At 48.4% G+C, this 14,144-nt stretch carries 12 protein-coding genes and 1 tRNA gene; 1 reads left to right on the forward strand and 12 read right to left on the reverse strand.

The window, feature by feature from the left end:
* Nucleotides 1–5: 5 nt before the first annotated feature.
* The 12 genes from JWG88_RS14465 to JWG88_RS14520 form a co-directional block, all read right to left on the reverse strand.
* The gene (locus tag JWG88_RS14465; protein WP_205234493.1) at nucleotides 6–1,265 is read right to left on the reverse strand and encodes a CoB--CoM heterodisulfide reductase iron-sulfur subunit A family protein; all 1,260 of its coding nucleotides are present in this window, start codon (nucleotides 1,263–1,265) and stop codon (nucleotides 6–8) included.
* 395 nt (nucleotides 1,266–1,660) lie between these two features.
* On the reverse strand, nucleotides 1,661–3,679 hold the full coding sequence (gene aprA, locus JWG88_RS14470; protein WP_205234494.1) for an adenylyl-sulfate reductase subunit alpha: 2,019 nt from the start codon (nucleotides 3,677–3,679) through the stop codon (nucleotides 1,661–1,663).
* A 59-nt stretch (nucleotides 3,680–3,738) separates the two neighbouring features.
* Nucleotides 3,739–4,155 carry an adenylyl-sulfate reductase subunit beta gene (aprB, locus tag JWG88_RS14475; RefSeq protein ID WP_205234495.1) on the reverse strand — a complete coding sequence of 139 codons (417 nt, stop codon included), beginning with the start codon at nucleotides 4,153–4,155 and terminating at the stop codon, nucleotides 3,739–3,741.
* 270 nt (nucleotides 4,156–4,425) lie between these two features.
* Nucleotides 4,426–6,555 (reverse strand): FtsK/SpoIIIE family DNA translocase, encoded by a 2,130-nt coding sequence (locus JWG88_RS14480; protein ID WP_205234496.1) that lies wholly within the window; start codon nucleotides 6,553–6,555, stop codon nucleotides 4,426–4,428.
* Nucleotides 6,556–6,903: 348 nt separating this feature from the next.
* Nucleotides 6,904–7,329: a transcription antitermination factor NusB gene (nusB, locus tag JWG88_RS14485; RefSeq protein WP_205234497.1), complete on the reverse strand. Its 426-nt coding sequence runs from the start codon at nucleotides 7,327–7,329 to the stop codon at nucleotides 6,904–6,906.
* Between the two features lie 120 nt (nucleotides 7,330–7,449).
* Nucleotides 7,450–7,917 carry a 6,7-dimethyl-8-ribityllumazine synthase gene (ribH, locus tag JWG88_RS14490; RefSeq protein ID WP_205234498.1) on the reverse strand — a complete coding sequence of 156 codons (468 nt, stop codon included), beginning with the start codon at nucleotides 7,915–7,917 and terminating at the stop codon, nucleotides 7,450–7,452.
* A gap of 52 nt (nucleotides 7,918–7,969) precedes the next feature.
* Entirely contained in the window at nucleotides 7,970–9,184 is a 1,215-nt protein-coding gene (locus JWG88_RS14495; RefSeq protein ID WP_205234499.1) for a bifunctional 3,4-dihydroxy-2-butanone-4-phosphate synthase/GTP cyclohydrolase II, read from the reverse strand.
* A 30-nt stretch (nucleotides 9,185–9,214) separates the two neighbouring features.
* Nucleotides 9,215–9,871 carry a riboflavin synthase gene (locus tag JWG88_RS14500; RefSeq protein ID WP_205234500.1) on the reverse strand — a complete coding sequence of 219 codons (657 nt, stop codon included), beginning with the start codon at nucleotides 9,869–9,871 and terminating at the stop codon, nucleotides 9,215–9,217.
* A gap of 21 nt (nucleotides 9,872–9,892) precedes the next feature.
* Complete coding sequence (locus JWG88_RS14505) at nucleotides 9,893–10,492, reverse strand: tetratricopeptide repeat protein (protein ID WP_205234501.1); 600 nt, start codon at nucleotides 10,490–10,492, stop codon at nucleotides 9,893–9,895.
* Nucleotides 10,485–11,618 carry a DVU0298 family protein gene (locus JWG88_RS14510; protein ID WP_205234502.1) on the reverse strand — a complete coding sequence of 378 codons (1,134 nt, stop codon included), beginning with the start codon at nucleotides 11,616–11,618 and terminating at the stop codon, nucleotides 10,485–10,487. The genes JWG88_RS14505 and JWG88_RS14510 overlap by 8 nt, the downstream gene beginning before the upstream one ends.
* Nucleotides 11,619–11,770: 152 nt before the next feature.
* On the reverse strand, nucleotides 11,771–12,400 hold the full coding sequence (locus JWG88_RS14515) for a tetratricopeptide repeat protein (protein WP_205234503.1): 630 nt from the start codon (nucleotides 12,398–12,400) through the stop codon (nucleotides 11,771–11,773).
* A gap of 217 nt (nucleotides 12,401–12,617) precedes the next feature.
* A complete protein-coding gene (locus tag JWG88_RS14520) occupies nucleotides 12,618–13,574 on the reverse strand; it encodes a bifunctional riboflavin kinase/FAD synthetase (RefSeq protein ID WP_205234504.1) in 957 nt (318 codons plus the stop codon).
* 89 nt (nucleotides 13,575–13,663) lie between these two features.
* Between JWG88_RS14520 and JWG88_RS14525 the strand changes: the two genes are divergently transcribed.
* Nucleotides 13,664–13,750: transfer RNA gene (locus JWG88_RS14525), tRNA-Leu, on the forward strand.
* The last annotated feature ends 394 nt before the right edge of the window (nucleotides 13,751–14,144 follow it).

Raw genomic sequence — 14,144 nt, forward strand, 5'->3', positions numbered from 1 at the left:
TGTCATTACCTCCTGGATACCTGAATTGCCTTTAAGGCAGCTGCAGTGGATGATTGGGTCGTGGTTACAACATCAGCGGCTTTTCTGGCACACCCTGCCGATATCATACCTTTTTCAAAATCAGAAATGATAAAACCGCTGCTATCCATATCCAGATCAACAGGAGCACCATCTATTGCCACTGAAGGCTGCATTCCGGTGGCAAGAACTGCCATATCCACCTTCTGATGCATTTTTTCGGCAGTCACGGCATTTTCCGCAACAACCGTAACCCCACCATCAGCCTCAGGTACTATTTCCGCAACTTTACCTTTGATAAATACCGCATTTTCATCACTCATCAACTTAGCACGGAATTTTTCATATTTCCCCGGAGTACGGAGATCAATGTAAAACACATAAATCTTGGCATCGGGATATCTTTCACGAACGTAGGTCATCTGCTTCATGGTCGCCATGCAACAGATATGGGAACAGTATTCGAGATGATTTTCATCACGGGAGCCAGCACACTGAACAAAGGCTATCGATTCTATTTCCTTGTTGTCTCCAGGACGAAGGATAGCACCGCCGGTAGGTCCGCTGGGAGATGCCATTCGTTCAATTTCCATATTAGTGACAATGGCGTTGGAATGACCATATTTCAGGTTATCCATTTTAGTAGGCTCATAGGGGACCCAGCCAGTAGCCCAGACAATCGAGCCTACATTGACCGTTACGGTCTGTGGCTTCATGTCGAGATCGACAGCATTATATTTGCACGCTGCCTTGACGGCTTCCGCACCTTCAGCGGAAAGGGCTTCCTTATTGATAACGTAACGCCGGGGAAATGCCATTTCGTGCGGCAGATAGGCAGCGGTAATTTTGTCCATGCCGAGGTTGAATTCATTATCAATGTAATCGACACTTGCGGCAGCACAATCACCGCACGCGGTACAGTTACTGTTTACATAGCGTGGAGCTATCTCAAGAGTAACTTCATAATTACCTGGACTTCCGCTGACTGACTTAACTGTCGTCATGGAATATGTCCTGATCCTGCGATTATCCTTTACGCGACGGAAATTGATTTCCAATCCGCAGCTTGGCGGACACAGTTTCGGAAAATACTGATTAAGCTGGGCAACGCGACCACCAAAATATGCGTTCTTCTCAATCAGAAACACATCATTTCCGACTTCTGCGGCTTCAAGGGCTGCTGTAAGCCCGCTGATACCACCGCCTACGACCAAAATTGCACCTGAGGTGCCTTGCTCGTCAGTCATACTTTCCTCCATGGTTACTCTTAATATATTTACAATTGATATTAGAACACGCCCGGACCCATTGGACATCAAGGGTAATATCAACTCTGGAATTGCTCCCTCATGACAATCTGAGGCCAAACCTTATTAGCTTATGCAAGGCTGAGCAGAGATTTCTCCTCTCATTCTTGCATAAGCTAACGAAATCCATTCCAGAGAAAGCATCAAGATACCTTTCCCCACTCTTCCGGATACGCTGTTTCTCTTCAGGCAGATTCTTGCTTGACGACATTCCGCTATACAAACACGAAATGAGTCACTTAGGTACTGAAAAAATCGTTACATAGAAAAAATCTCCAGGAACCTGAGGCTCCTGGAGATTTTTCAAATCACATCATGTGGTTAGATCAAATCCATTACAGCCAGGGATCGGTCTCGATGATGTTGACACACTCAACCTTCTCACATTTCCATTCCTTGGATTCAGGATTGTAGGTAGAGTTTACAAAACACTTCCAGTTCTCATCGTCGCAGGTCGGGTAGTCCGATCTGTAGTAGAAACCTGGGTAGCGTGATTCCTTACGGAATTCGATGTGACGGATATGAGACTCAACACACCAGATGCGGTGGTAGTTCTCCCAGCAGCGGAGAAGCTCATGAAGGTCACCAGCTGCCATTTTCTCAGCATCTTCACGCAGAAGCTTGAGGAGGTCCAGGCAGATGTTGAGCAGTTTTCCGGAAGTCATGTAGTACGTCGCAACACCACCACCATATTCATCGGTGGCCTTCATCAGACGCATCATCAGACCGGCAGGCTTGCAGTAGTTCGGGTTGACGTCTTCAGCGGTGGAAGCACCAACAAATTCCTGATAACGTTTTACCGGAGCATAGATCTCATCGGCAAGTTCCTGCGCAGTTACCTTCAACTCTGGTTTGAAATCGGCATTGTCACGGCAGAATTTAACCATCTGCTTGGCGCAAATACGACCTTCTGCATGGGAACCGGAGGAGAACTTATGACCGGAGGCACCAACACCGTCACCGGCTGTGAACAGACCGTCTACGGTGGTCATACGGTTGTATCCCCACTTGTACTTATGCGCGCGGGAATCATTTTTGATATCCGGTACCCAGTCTTCTTCTGGTCCGGAAGTCCAGATACCACAACAGCCGGAATGGGATCCGAGCATGTATGGTTCGGTTGGCATGATTTCGGAACCTACTTTCTCAGGCTCGATGTTCATACCGGCCCACAATCCTGCCTGACCAACTGACATATCGAGGAAGTCTTCCCATGCCTCAGACTCGAGATGTTTCCAGAATTTCTTCAGGGACTTCTCGTCCATACCAGCTTCCTTACGTTCATCAAGGAAAGCATTCAAGGCAACGTCGGTAGCCATGTAGATAGGTCCACGACCGGCTCTGAGCTCATTAATCATGAGGTGGTTACGCAGACAGGTAGGAGTAACTGCAGATCCGCCGTAAGGCATGAACTTCTCCAACTCGTCTTTTACTGCATCACTGTTTGCATAGAACTCTCCCAGGCCGTTGGATACTTTGGCTTTGAAAAGAAGGAACCAGGCGCCAACAGGACCGTAGCCATCTTTGAAACGGGCAGGGGTGAAACGATTTTCCATCATGGTCAGAGTTGCACCGACCTCAGCTGCCAGGGTGTAAGTGGAACCGGCATTCCATACCGGATACCAGGCGCGGCCTTTTCCTTCACCTGTGGAGCGTGGACGGAAGATGTTAACGGCACCACCACATGCTATCAGGGCGGCTTTACAACGGAAAACGTGTACTTTGTTTTCACGGGTGGAGAAACCGGCAGCTCCAGCAATCTGGTTCGGCTTGTTCTTGTCGAGCAGGAGCTTAACGATGAAGACACGCTCAATGATATTGTCGGCGCCAAGAGCGGTTGCAGCAGGTTCAGCCACAATGCACTTGTAGGATTCGCCGTTGATCATGATCTGCCATTTTCCTGTACGCACGGGAGTTCCACCTTCGCGCAGGGTCGGGGCAGGCTTGGCACCGTCGAGGTTCTCGCCTTTATCGTCTTTCTTCCAAATTGGAAGTCCCCATTCCTCGAAAAGCTTAACCGATTCGTCTACGTGGCGGCCACAGTCATAGATGAGATCTTCACGAACAACGCCCATGAGATCGTTGCGAACCATTTTCACATAGTTCTCAATCGGGTTCTCACCGATGTAGGTGTTAATAGCAGAAAGGCCCTGAGCTACAGCACCGGAGCGCTCCAAAGACGCCTTATCTACAAGAACGATCTTCAGATCTTCAGGTGCCCACTTCTTGATCTCAAAAGCAGCGCCACAGGCAGCCATACCACCACCGATGATCATGACATCCACGTCATGCTCAACGACTTCCGGATTGACTACGGCTTTCAATTCACCTTTCGGTTTATTTGGTAATGCCATATTTAAATCTCCTTATACCATAAAGATTTGTTTACGATTATACGATTCCAGCACGCCTTTTACTTAGGAGTTGGAAGATCGGCCTCAAGAAGCAGACATTCGTCATCCAGACTTGCACCCTTTTCACCTACATAGCCATTAGCGGCACCTTCTGCCGTTGTGCGGATGGGGAACTTAAAGCGTTTCATCGCGCCATTACGGAACTTGACCGTCCACATAATGGAATCGGAAGACCTCATTGGGTGTACCTGCCCACCCATTGGTACGAAGTCATCGTATCCACGTACAAAGATCGCACCCTGCGGACAAATCTTAACGCAGGAATAGCATTCCCAGCATGCGTCGGGCTCTTGATTATAAGCCAGCATCTCTTCAACGTTCAAAACCATCAGATCGTTGGGACAGATGTACATGCATGCGGTTTTGTCTCCGCCCTTGCAACCGTCGCATTTGGAAGGATCTACATAACTTGGCATTAAACTACCTCCTCAGTTAGTTTTAACTGTTGTGATCCTGCCCTTGCAGGATCCACTTAACCTAGACACATCTATTCGTACAACAAAAATACAGCCGTGATTTTACATCTTGATTCAAGGTTAGCTAAGGCTAACCAGTCGAAATCCAAATATAAAGAAACTACTTATTGAATCACTTCAAAAATGAACGGTGACTCATTTTTTCAAGTCTGACATATAATTTGTTGCCGGGATATTGTCAAGAAAATTCAGCACTGATGCCTGCTGTGCTCACTCATAATTTTGACGAACCAGGACTTCGCGCGGCTTGGACCCATCTGCGGGTCCCACAATTCCCTCCCGTTCCATTTTTTCGATCATTCTCGCCGCCCGGTTGTACCCTATGCGCAGGCGCCTCTGGATCATGGAAATCGAGGCACCACCCGCCTCACCAACAACGGCTACGGCCTCGTCATACCGGTCGTCATAATCCTCATCGTTATCTCCTCCGGCGGCCTCATTGCCTTTCTCGACTTCCTCTATCACGGATTCATCATACGTTGCCGCACCCTGATTCTTCCAGAAATCAATGAGATCAGACGTTTCTTTCTCAGAAATATATGCTCCATGGATTCGCTTCAACGAACTGCTGCCGGGAGGAAGGTAAAGCATGTCACCCGCTCCAAGAAGATGTTCGGCACCCGAGGTGTCGATGATGGTGCGGGAATCAACTTTTGATGACACCTTAAAGGAAATACGGGTAGGAAAGTTGGCTTTGATCAACCCGGTTAAGACATCAACGGAAGGACGCTGGGTTGCCAGAATGAGATGGATCCCGGCTGCTCTGGCCATTTGGGCCAGCCGGGCGATGGCGGATTCGACATCTTTTGAGGCAACCATCATCAAGTCTGCTAATTCATCTACAATAATGACGATATACGGCATTTTTTCAGCAGCTATTTCATTGTAGCTTTGAAAGCTTTTCACCTTGGCCTCCTCCAGGGCGCGATACCGTCTTTCCATCTCGCGCACGGCCCACATTAAAGCTCTGGAGGCAAGTTTCGGTTCAACAACAACAGGATGGAGCAGGTGGGGAATACCCTCATATCCGGAAAGCTCAATGCGTTTGGGATCCACCATGAGTATGCGGACTTCTTCCGGGGTCGCATTGAAAAGAATAGAGGAAATAATGGTATTTATAGCCACGCTTTTGCCGGCACCGGTAGCCCCTGCTATAAGTAAATGAGGCATTTTCGAGAGATCGGCTAGAGCAGTGTTGCCGACAACGTCCAGTCCCAGCGCTATGGTGAGTTTCCCTGTGCTCTGCCGATAGCTCTCGGAGCTCAACAGGTCCCGAATATAGACAATTTGTCTATCCTCATTGGGAATTTCTATTCCCAGGGCGGCCTTGCCGGGAATCGATCCCACCACCCTTACCGACTGAGCCTTGAGCCCCAGAGCGAGATCATCTGCCAGACCGGCTATTTTGTTGATTTTGACTCCAGGTGCCGGAGAATACTCATAGGTGGTCACCACCGGGCCCGGCGAAATGCCAACTACCGTTCCAGAAACACCAAAGTTTTTCAACTTTTGTTCCAGCTTTTTCGAGGTCTTGTAATAGGTCTCTTTAGCGACCTCTTTTTTCACCTGTTCATTTTTTCTAAGTAGAGACAATGGTGGAATTTTCCAGTCGCCACGCGCTACAGGAGCAAGGGCAAACTCCTCATCGCTCTGTTCATTCTCGATTCTTGCCAGCTCCTTTACAACCGGTATCGTACCTTCCCGTCCGGTCTGTCTCTGTTGTACAGACTGCTGCCGAGTCTCGTCGACTCTCTTGAGCTTTGGTGGTTTTTTCAGACCATTCTTTCTTTTCCCGGTGAAGACTCGCAGAATAAAGGTGAAAAAACCACTAATAATCCGCCACAGTGAGGAGAACAGGCGATACGGGGAAAAATGGGTGGAGAGCATGAGCGAGATCAGAAACAGTAGGACTAGCGTCAGTACGGTACCGGGACCGCCTACAATCGAGAGCATCATGGTAAAAATGGTGCGCCCGAGGAAGCCGCCGCTATCGATAAAATTCTGCTGGTACAGGGAAAGAGAAGCCAACAGTCCGCAGAAGGAGAGAACGGCACAGGTTATCCCCAAAGTTACCTGCGGCAGCCTTTCAAACGACATACTGGGACTGAAAAAAAGCATGGAAAGAAGCAGGATCAGAAAGGCCAGCATATAGGCTCCCATCCCGGTAAAACCAATGAGAAATTGAGCTATCAGAAGCCCCATTTCCCCACACCAGTTACCTTCCGTCGCCAGGGAATACGAGAGAAGACTCAAAAAAAGGAAGATAGCGAGAAAAATACCTAAAACAGCTATAAGTTCCTGTCGGAGACTGGGGCGGGATGCCCCATTTGCCTGTGCCATGATAACAAAACTCCTGCGTATATTGTGTGCATGACCTGCACTATCACTGAAGAGGATCAAGAGGTGATCCCAGTCTTTCATGAAGATGGGAACGATGGGAAACGACAGCACCCGAACCCGAAAAATCTAAAAATCTGCATCTCCGGAAATTCCAGATACGCCGGAGGACGAACAGAGGTATATTGTCTTAGAAAATTCCTTCCTAATATTTAAAGAAGAATATTTTCTGGATAGTGTCCCTCTGAGAAAAGGCGCAGCGGGCAGATATAATTATTGTATTGTTCAGGTGTAATAGGAAAATTACTAAAATGCAAGTTGATCTCTCCTCACCGGGTGGAAAAGAAGAAATCAGGCGGGAATATGCTTCTTGACGGCATCCAGGATGCCGTTTACAAAGGATGGTGATTCAGCGCTGCCATAGCGTTTGGCGATCTCAACCGCTTCATTGATGGCAACCTGATGAGGTACATCGTCACTGTAGAGTATTTCACTGACGGCAATGCGCAGCAGGTTCCTATCGCAATAGGCGATTCGCTCCAGTCTCCAGTTGGTGGCGCACCGGCGAATAATATCATCGATATCCTGGCGATTGATCAGGGTGTTTCTAAGGAGTTCTATCGCATAGGCCCTGGCCTTACGGTTCACCTGATACATCTCCCGGAAATGATCGAAACGCTCTTCAAGGTCAGCCGGGTCTTGCTCCATCTTGCTGCAGAAATCATCCTGAAAGAGAAACTGCAGAGCGGCTTCCCGCGCTTTTCGTCTAGTGCCCATGAAAAAAATGTTCCAAAAAAAGAAGAAGGAGCAATCCCGTATGATTTAGGATTGCTCCGATTAGATAGTATGATTCGTAGTATGATACTTTATTAGTGCAGCAGCGGCAATGTGGTAGTATCAATTCAGGCTGGTAACGAGATTGGCCATCTCTATTGCGGCAACCGCCACTTCAGCACCTTTGTTACCGGCCTTGGTTCCCGCCCGCTCAATCGCCTGTTCTATCGTCTCCGTGGTCAATACCCCAAAAAGCACGGGAACTCCGGTCTCCAGTCCCACCTGAGCCGCCCCCTTGGAGACCTCGCTGACGACGACATCGAAATGGGGCGTCGCTCCGCGGATAACGACACCAAGGCAGATTACCGCGTCATATTTTTGGGATTCGGCAAACTTTTTGGCTACCAGAGGAATCTCAAAGGCACCTGGTACTCTGGCGATGTCGATATCAGCCTGCGCTGCACCTGAGCGAGTCAGGGTGTCGAGTGCTCCCTCAAGCAATTTTTCTGAAATAAACGAGTTAAAACGTGCTATAACGATAGCAAATTTTTTCCCGTCAGCATTTAAATTTCCTTCAATCACGTTTGCCATTTTTTTCCGCGCCTTTGGTAATTATTTTTGATATTCATTTCTAATAAATATATTAATCATCGCTCACTTCTATGAGATGACCCATCCGATCTCGCTTACAGAGAAGATAACTCTTATTCTCTATATTAGCCTCCATTTCCAGGGGGAGCCTGGCAACGACTTCAATGCCGTAGCCTTCGAGGCCGATAATCTTCTTGGGATTATTGGTAAGCAGCCCCATTTTCCTCACACCGAGATCACGTAATATTTGAGCACCGATGCCATAATTCCGCAAATCAGCCTTAAAGCCAAGCTTGATGTTCGCCTCTACGGTATCCATCTGCTCGTCATCCTGAAGTTTATAGGCTCTCAGCTTATTGACCAGACCAATGCCGCGACCTTCCTGGCGCATGTATAAAATTACACCGCATCCCTCCTGATCGACCATTCTCATCGCCGCGTCAAGCTGCAGTCCGCAGTCACAGCGTGAAGAGCCGAAAACATCTCCGGTCAGACATTCTGAGTGAACCCGCACCAGTATTCTCTTGTCCGGGTCTATCTCACCTTTGACCAGGGCGAGGTGCTCATGATCATCCACGTCGTTGGTGTAGACAATGGCCTTGAATTCCCCGGCATTTTGGGTAGGAATGCGAGCCTCCGCAGCGCGGTGAATCAAAACATCCTCCCGGAGCCGATAAGCGACCAGATCGGCAATAGTCGCAATTTTGAGACCGTGTTCCGCGGAAAACTTCTCCAAATCCGGCATCCTGGCCATGGTGCCGTCTTCATTCATAATTTCACAGATCACTCCGGCGGTGCGCACTCCGGCCAGCCTGGCCAGATCGACAGAACCTTCCGTTTGGCCGGTTCGGACCAGCACGCCGCCTTCGCGCGCCTTCAGCGGGAAGATATGCCCCGGGCTGATAATGTCATGCGGTTTTGCCTCAGGATGGACAGCGGCAAGTACCGTTCTGGCGCGATCTGCTGCGGAAATCCCGGTTGACACCCCGGTTCGGGCTTCTATACTGATAGTGAATCCGGTACCAAACGGTGACTTGTTCTGCGACACCATCATCGGCAGATCAAGCTGTTCGATGATATCAGGGCTCAAGGTAAGACAGATCAGGCCACGTCCATTGGTTGCCATGAAATTTATTGCTTCAGGCGTTACCGCCTCTGCCGCCATGCAGAGATCACCCTCATTTTCGCGATCTTCATCATCCACCAGGATGATCATCTTTCCTGCTTTAATATCCTCAATTACATCTTCTATCGGACTGATGGCCATAATACTCACACATTTTTTAATTAACTGTTACTAGAAAAACCCATGATCGGCGAGAAAACCCGGCCCAATATCGGTTGCGGCAGCCTCCTTGCCTTTTGACTTGGCTGCCATAAGCTTTTCCACATATTTGCCGATGATATCGACTTCAATATTTACAACGCTTCCTTTTTTCAACTGGCCAAGGGTGGTGATTTGCAGGGTATGAGGAATAATGGAAACTGAAAACCTCTGTTGCTCACAGTCATTTACCGTCAGACTTATTCCGTCGATGGCCACCGATCCCTTCTCTATGATATATCTACTGAGTCTTTCCGCAAGGGCAAAAGTAAACAGGGTAAATTCACCTGCTTTCTTAACATCGACTACTTCGGCGGTACAATCGATATGCCCTGAAACTATATGACCCCCAAGTCTGTCGGTTAGTCTCAGAGCCCTCTCCATGTTGACAATTCTTCCTACGCTCAACCGCCCCAGGGTGGTACGCGAAATGCTCTCAGGTGAAATATCGACGGAAAATCTTCTTTGTTCGATATCGTAGGCGGTGAGACAGCTTCCATTGACAGCTATTGATTCACCTTCCTGCGGATCAGCAAGATCAAAATCCGCCTGCAGCCGGAATACCAAGCCTCCGCCTCTACTTCTCTTCTCCAGCAGTCTACCTGTTCCTTCTATTATTCCGGTAAACATCGACTCCGCTCCCCAGCCATCTTAGGACCGCTTTTCCAGCTCTTCAGCCTTGTCAATATATTGGCCTGCGGTCTTCTCATGCTTGAAATTCCTGTGGATCGAGGCAATGGTCCGATATGCATCCGCAGCTTTGGCCACCTCACCTGATCTGACATATATATCAGCCATGTTCTCAATGATCTCAACGGTACCTTTGGGATCGTTATTTCTCTGATACAGTTCGATCAGGTCCAGGCACCGGCTAATCGCTTCTTTATACCGCTCTGTTTCCGTATAAACAAGTATAAACTGCCTTGAAAGTGCCGCAAGACTCAACGGATCGTGGAGTTTTCGGCATATCCCTTCAGCCCGCTGAAAATGCTTAAGTGCTTTTTCATACTCGCCGCGCTGCACGCAGACTTTGCCCAGCTGATTTGAAGCATTGGCTATGCCGCTGTCGTTATTGTTCTCTTCAAAGCCAAGCAGAGCATTATGCAGGGCCACAGCTGCAGGCCCGGTCTCATTGCGCTCCAATAAGGTCTTGCCTTGTTCATATTCAGCCTGAACGGGGTCTGTGGCTGTTTTTTTCTGTCCCTCCGCCATCGGAGAAATTTCATTGATGTTTTGGATGGTGTTACTCATTTACTGTATCTCCGTGAATTGCTTTTATGGCTTTTGCAGCTTCTCGTGCAACATCTGTGTCGAAGCACTTGCCGTCTTCCCAGATGGTTAGAGGCGCATTATCATCGCTCAGTCCCATGAGCTGAATAGACGCCTCCGTGGCTTTGATCCTGCCAAGGAGACGGGCAATCTGGCCACGCACCTCAGCTCTGGGGTGATTGAGAAAGTGAAATAGATTAAAGAACGGTGTATCCCGGATAAGATCTGGTCGTTTTTTGGCTATTTCCGCCAAAGACCAGATGACCTGAACCTGGGTGGAGTCATCACCGAGATAGTTGAGCAGATGTTTGGTGAAGGCGCCGAATATGTCCGGACGCTCCGCGATTACCGAGCCAAGTGTTTCCACCATTCCCCAATTGGTTGCGGCGGAATCCGAGCACGCCTCGAACAATCTGTGCAGAAGCTCGGAAACCTGGCCAGGCTCGCGAGTCGAGAGGCGCGCTGAAACCTGGCCTATTAGCCAGGCGGTATGCCAGCGGCTCTCCTCGGCCGGATCATAGAGCCTCCGCTGCAGCAACCTTAAAGTCTTTTTATCATCGAAACAGAGAGCGACCAGGCCGTCAATATCATTGTTTTCGGCCAGTTCATTTACCCGCTTCTTATTCGCCTTCTCCCGTTTTCTCTTAGGGTCGGGAGCCGGTTCAATGGCAACTTTTTCAATGGCTGCTCCCGCTGTTCCCGCAAAGGCCGCCTGCTTTTTGCTGCTAAGCCGCTCTACCAGTTCAGACATTTCAGTGTGCAGACGGATAAAGTAGAGAACGCCACGGGCAGGTCTGCCATCAATATTGCCCTTGTCCACAACCTGATGGGTTATCTCGTCATAGTTCTCCACCCTGCCGGTGAGATAATCATCTTCCGGCAGAAGTTCCCAGGCCAGATCGGAATTATCGCCGCAGGCGTATACCAACGCTTCTACCAGAGCGGCGCCGACATTATGACCTGTAACATCGCAGCAGTAAACGGCACCGCACTCGCAACGGCCCACCGGAAATTCATTCATTTTTCGCTGAACAGCATCACTTGCTTTGCCGACTTTATGTCCGCAGAAAGGACACCAGGGAGGCTTCTTAATTATCTTTTTTCTCATTATTCCATACAATGACTTATACTCAGGGATTTCTTTTCCGCTTCCTGCCTGATAAGAATTCCCATAATTTACATCCTCGAGCAAGCATCTACCGAGGGATACTCCCACGAAGAACCTTTATTAAGGATCAAAGGTCGACCGGGCTGCAGACACTAGCCGAGCTTTTGATCCAGGCTGGCCTTAAAGTTGGGATCGACCGAATAACCGAGCAGTTCGGCCTTTTCCATATGCTGCTTCGCCTTTTTGAAATCCTCACCGAAATACAGTGCTACTGCCAGGTTGTTGTGGGCTAGCGGGGAATCCGGTTCGAGTTCCACGGCTTTTTTAGCCGCCTTCAGAGCACGCTCGTCTTCACCTTTCATAGTCAGCACGGAGGTGAGGTTCATCCAGACACTGGCAAGATTAGGATTATACTTTGCCGCTTTCTCATAGGATTCTATAGCCTTTTCAATTTGATCCTGCTGTTGCCGGATAAGTCCAAGATTAGCATGGGCCTGCGCGGCTTCCGGCAGAATTTTCAAGGCCTTCTCGTTGAGCTCCTCGGCCTTGGAAATATCCCCTTTGCCGAAATATATAGCACCTAGATTTATCAAGCTTTCCACGGACAAGGGGTCTATCTCCAGTGCCCTCTCGAGGGATTTGGCAGCTTCTTCCATCTTGCCGACCTTCATATACACCAGTCCCAGATGGTGGTGGGCTATGACATTTTCGGGTGATTCCTTGACTTGCTCTTGCAGCTCCTCAATAACTTTCTCTATATCTTCTTTCTGATTTTCAGCCATTTTCTCCCTCTACTGATAAACTTCATACTGTTACGGAATACCATCTTCCGTACGGACCGGAAAAGCATCCGATTATTGACAAACCCGGTATTTATAGGAACTTGACAGCATACCATTTACCCGCCGATATGCGCAAGCGCATACACTATAGACACCATGGTTGTACTTGCAAGCAGAAAATCCAAGGAGATCGCACCGCCGCAAAGCAGCAAATCTTTTACCAGACAAACCTTTGCTCATCCTTGACGGCAACATCAAGCACCTCTCTGGCACTGAGGACATCTTTAGCAATCTGCTCCGACAATTCCCGGATGGATGTAAACTTCACCTCCCCTCTAAGAAATTTTAACAGATTGACTTTGATCGGTTTGCCGTAAATGTTGTGGTCAAAATCAAAGATATGGGTTTCAGCCACCAAAGTTTTTTCGCCGAAAGTAGGATTGTAGCCAATATTAATCACTCCGCCATAACAGACATCGTCATAGATTACCTGACACACATAAACCCCTGTACGAGGCACCAGATCTTCTTCTGATATATGTAGATTTGCGGTTGGATATCCGATTTCCTTGCTCCCCCGCTGCTTGCCCCGCTGAACCTTGCCGCGAATCTGATAGTACCTGCCCAGCAACCGGCTGGTGTCCATCATTCTTCCTTCAGCAACCAGTTCTCTGATTTTGGTGGAACTGACAATGGTATCATTTTCATAATAGGCATCAATCACCGTGACGGAGAAACCTTTTTCTTCTCCCTGTTTTCTGAGAAAGTCGATATTGCCCGCCCTGCCTTTGCCGAAAGCATAGTCATAGCCGACAAAGAGATCCTTCACTCCGATCCTGCGCAGCAGAATTTCATCGACGAAGGACTCGGCGGTTGTGCCGGCAAACTTAAGGTCAAAGGGAACTACGATAAGGACATCCATGCCGGAGAGTTCGATCAGCTCTATCTTTTGTTCAATTGTTGAAATCAGTTTAATGCCACCGGGCTTGAGTACCTGAAGCGGATGTGGATCGAAGGTGATGACAATGCTGGTGCCACCCACCCGGCGGGCATTCTGCTGAACAACTTCAAAAAGCCTCTGGTGACCTAAATGCACTCCATCGAAGTTACCTATGGTGACGCATGGATTTTTATATTTTCCAGTTATGTCTTTAATATTTCTAATAATTTTCATATATCTTTTATTTAAAACAACTCTTTTTTAATTGAAGCGCCAAGAAAGTCTTGACAAAAAACCTGCCAGCAAGCATATTCTTCTGCGTTGCCGAAGTGGCGGAATTGGTAGACGCGCTAGGTTCAGGGTCTAGTGGGGGTATCCTCGTGGAAGTTCGAGTCTTCTCTTCGGCACCAATTTTTCTATAATCAAGCTGTCTTCCTTTTTGGGAAGGCAGCTTTTTTTATATCCTATCTTTTCTCCGCTCATACTCAAGGTAATACATTTTCCTGCCCCCGTATAGCATGATCCTTGCTTTATCGCAATCACACTCTTTCACGCAAACAATTATCGTTCTATGAATCCGAGCGTTCGCCGGCTATTCTCCGATCGTGGCGGCGGGAACACCCGGTCTCCTTACCGTCATTACCTCCAGACAGAATCGGCCGTTACAATGTTTTTTGTTCACTTCAATAAATCAATGCAATTTCTTACACTTGCCTAAGACTTCCTGTCCCATCAATTTTGGTATCACGAATATTCAATAATGCTGAAAGTATTATGTGCAGAAGTGCGATATTGTTTGACGCT

The sequence above is a fragment of the Desulfopila inferna genome, from assembly GCF_016919005.1.
Classification (GTDB): domain Bacteria; phylum Desulfobacterota; class Desulfobulbia; order Desulfobulbales; family Desulfocapsaceae; genus Desulfopila_A; species Desulfopila_A inferna.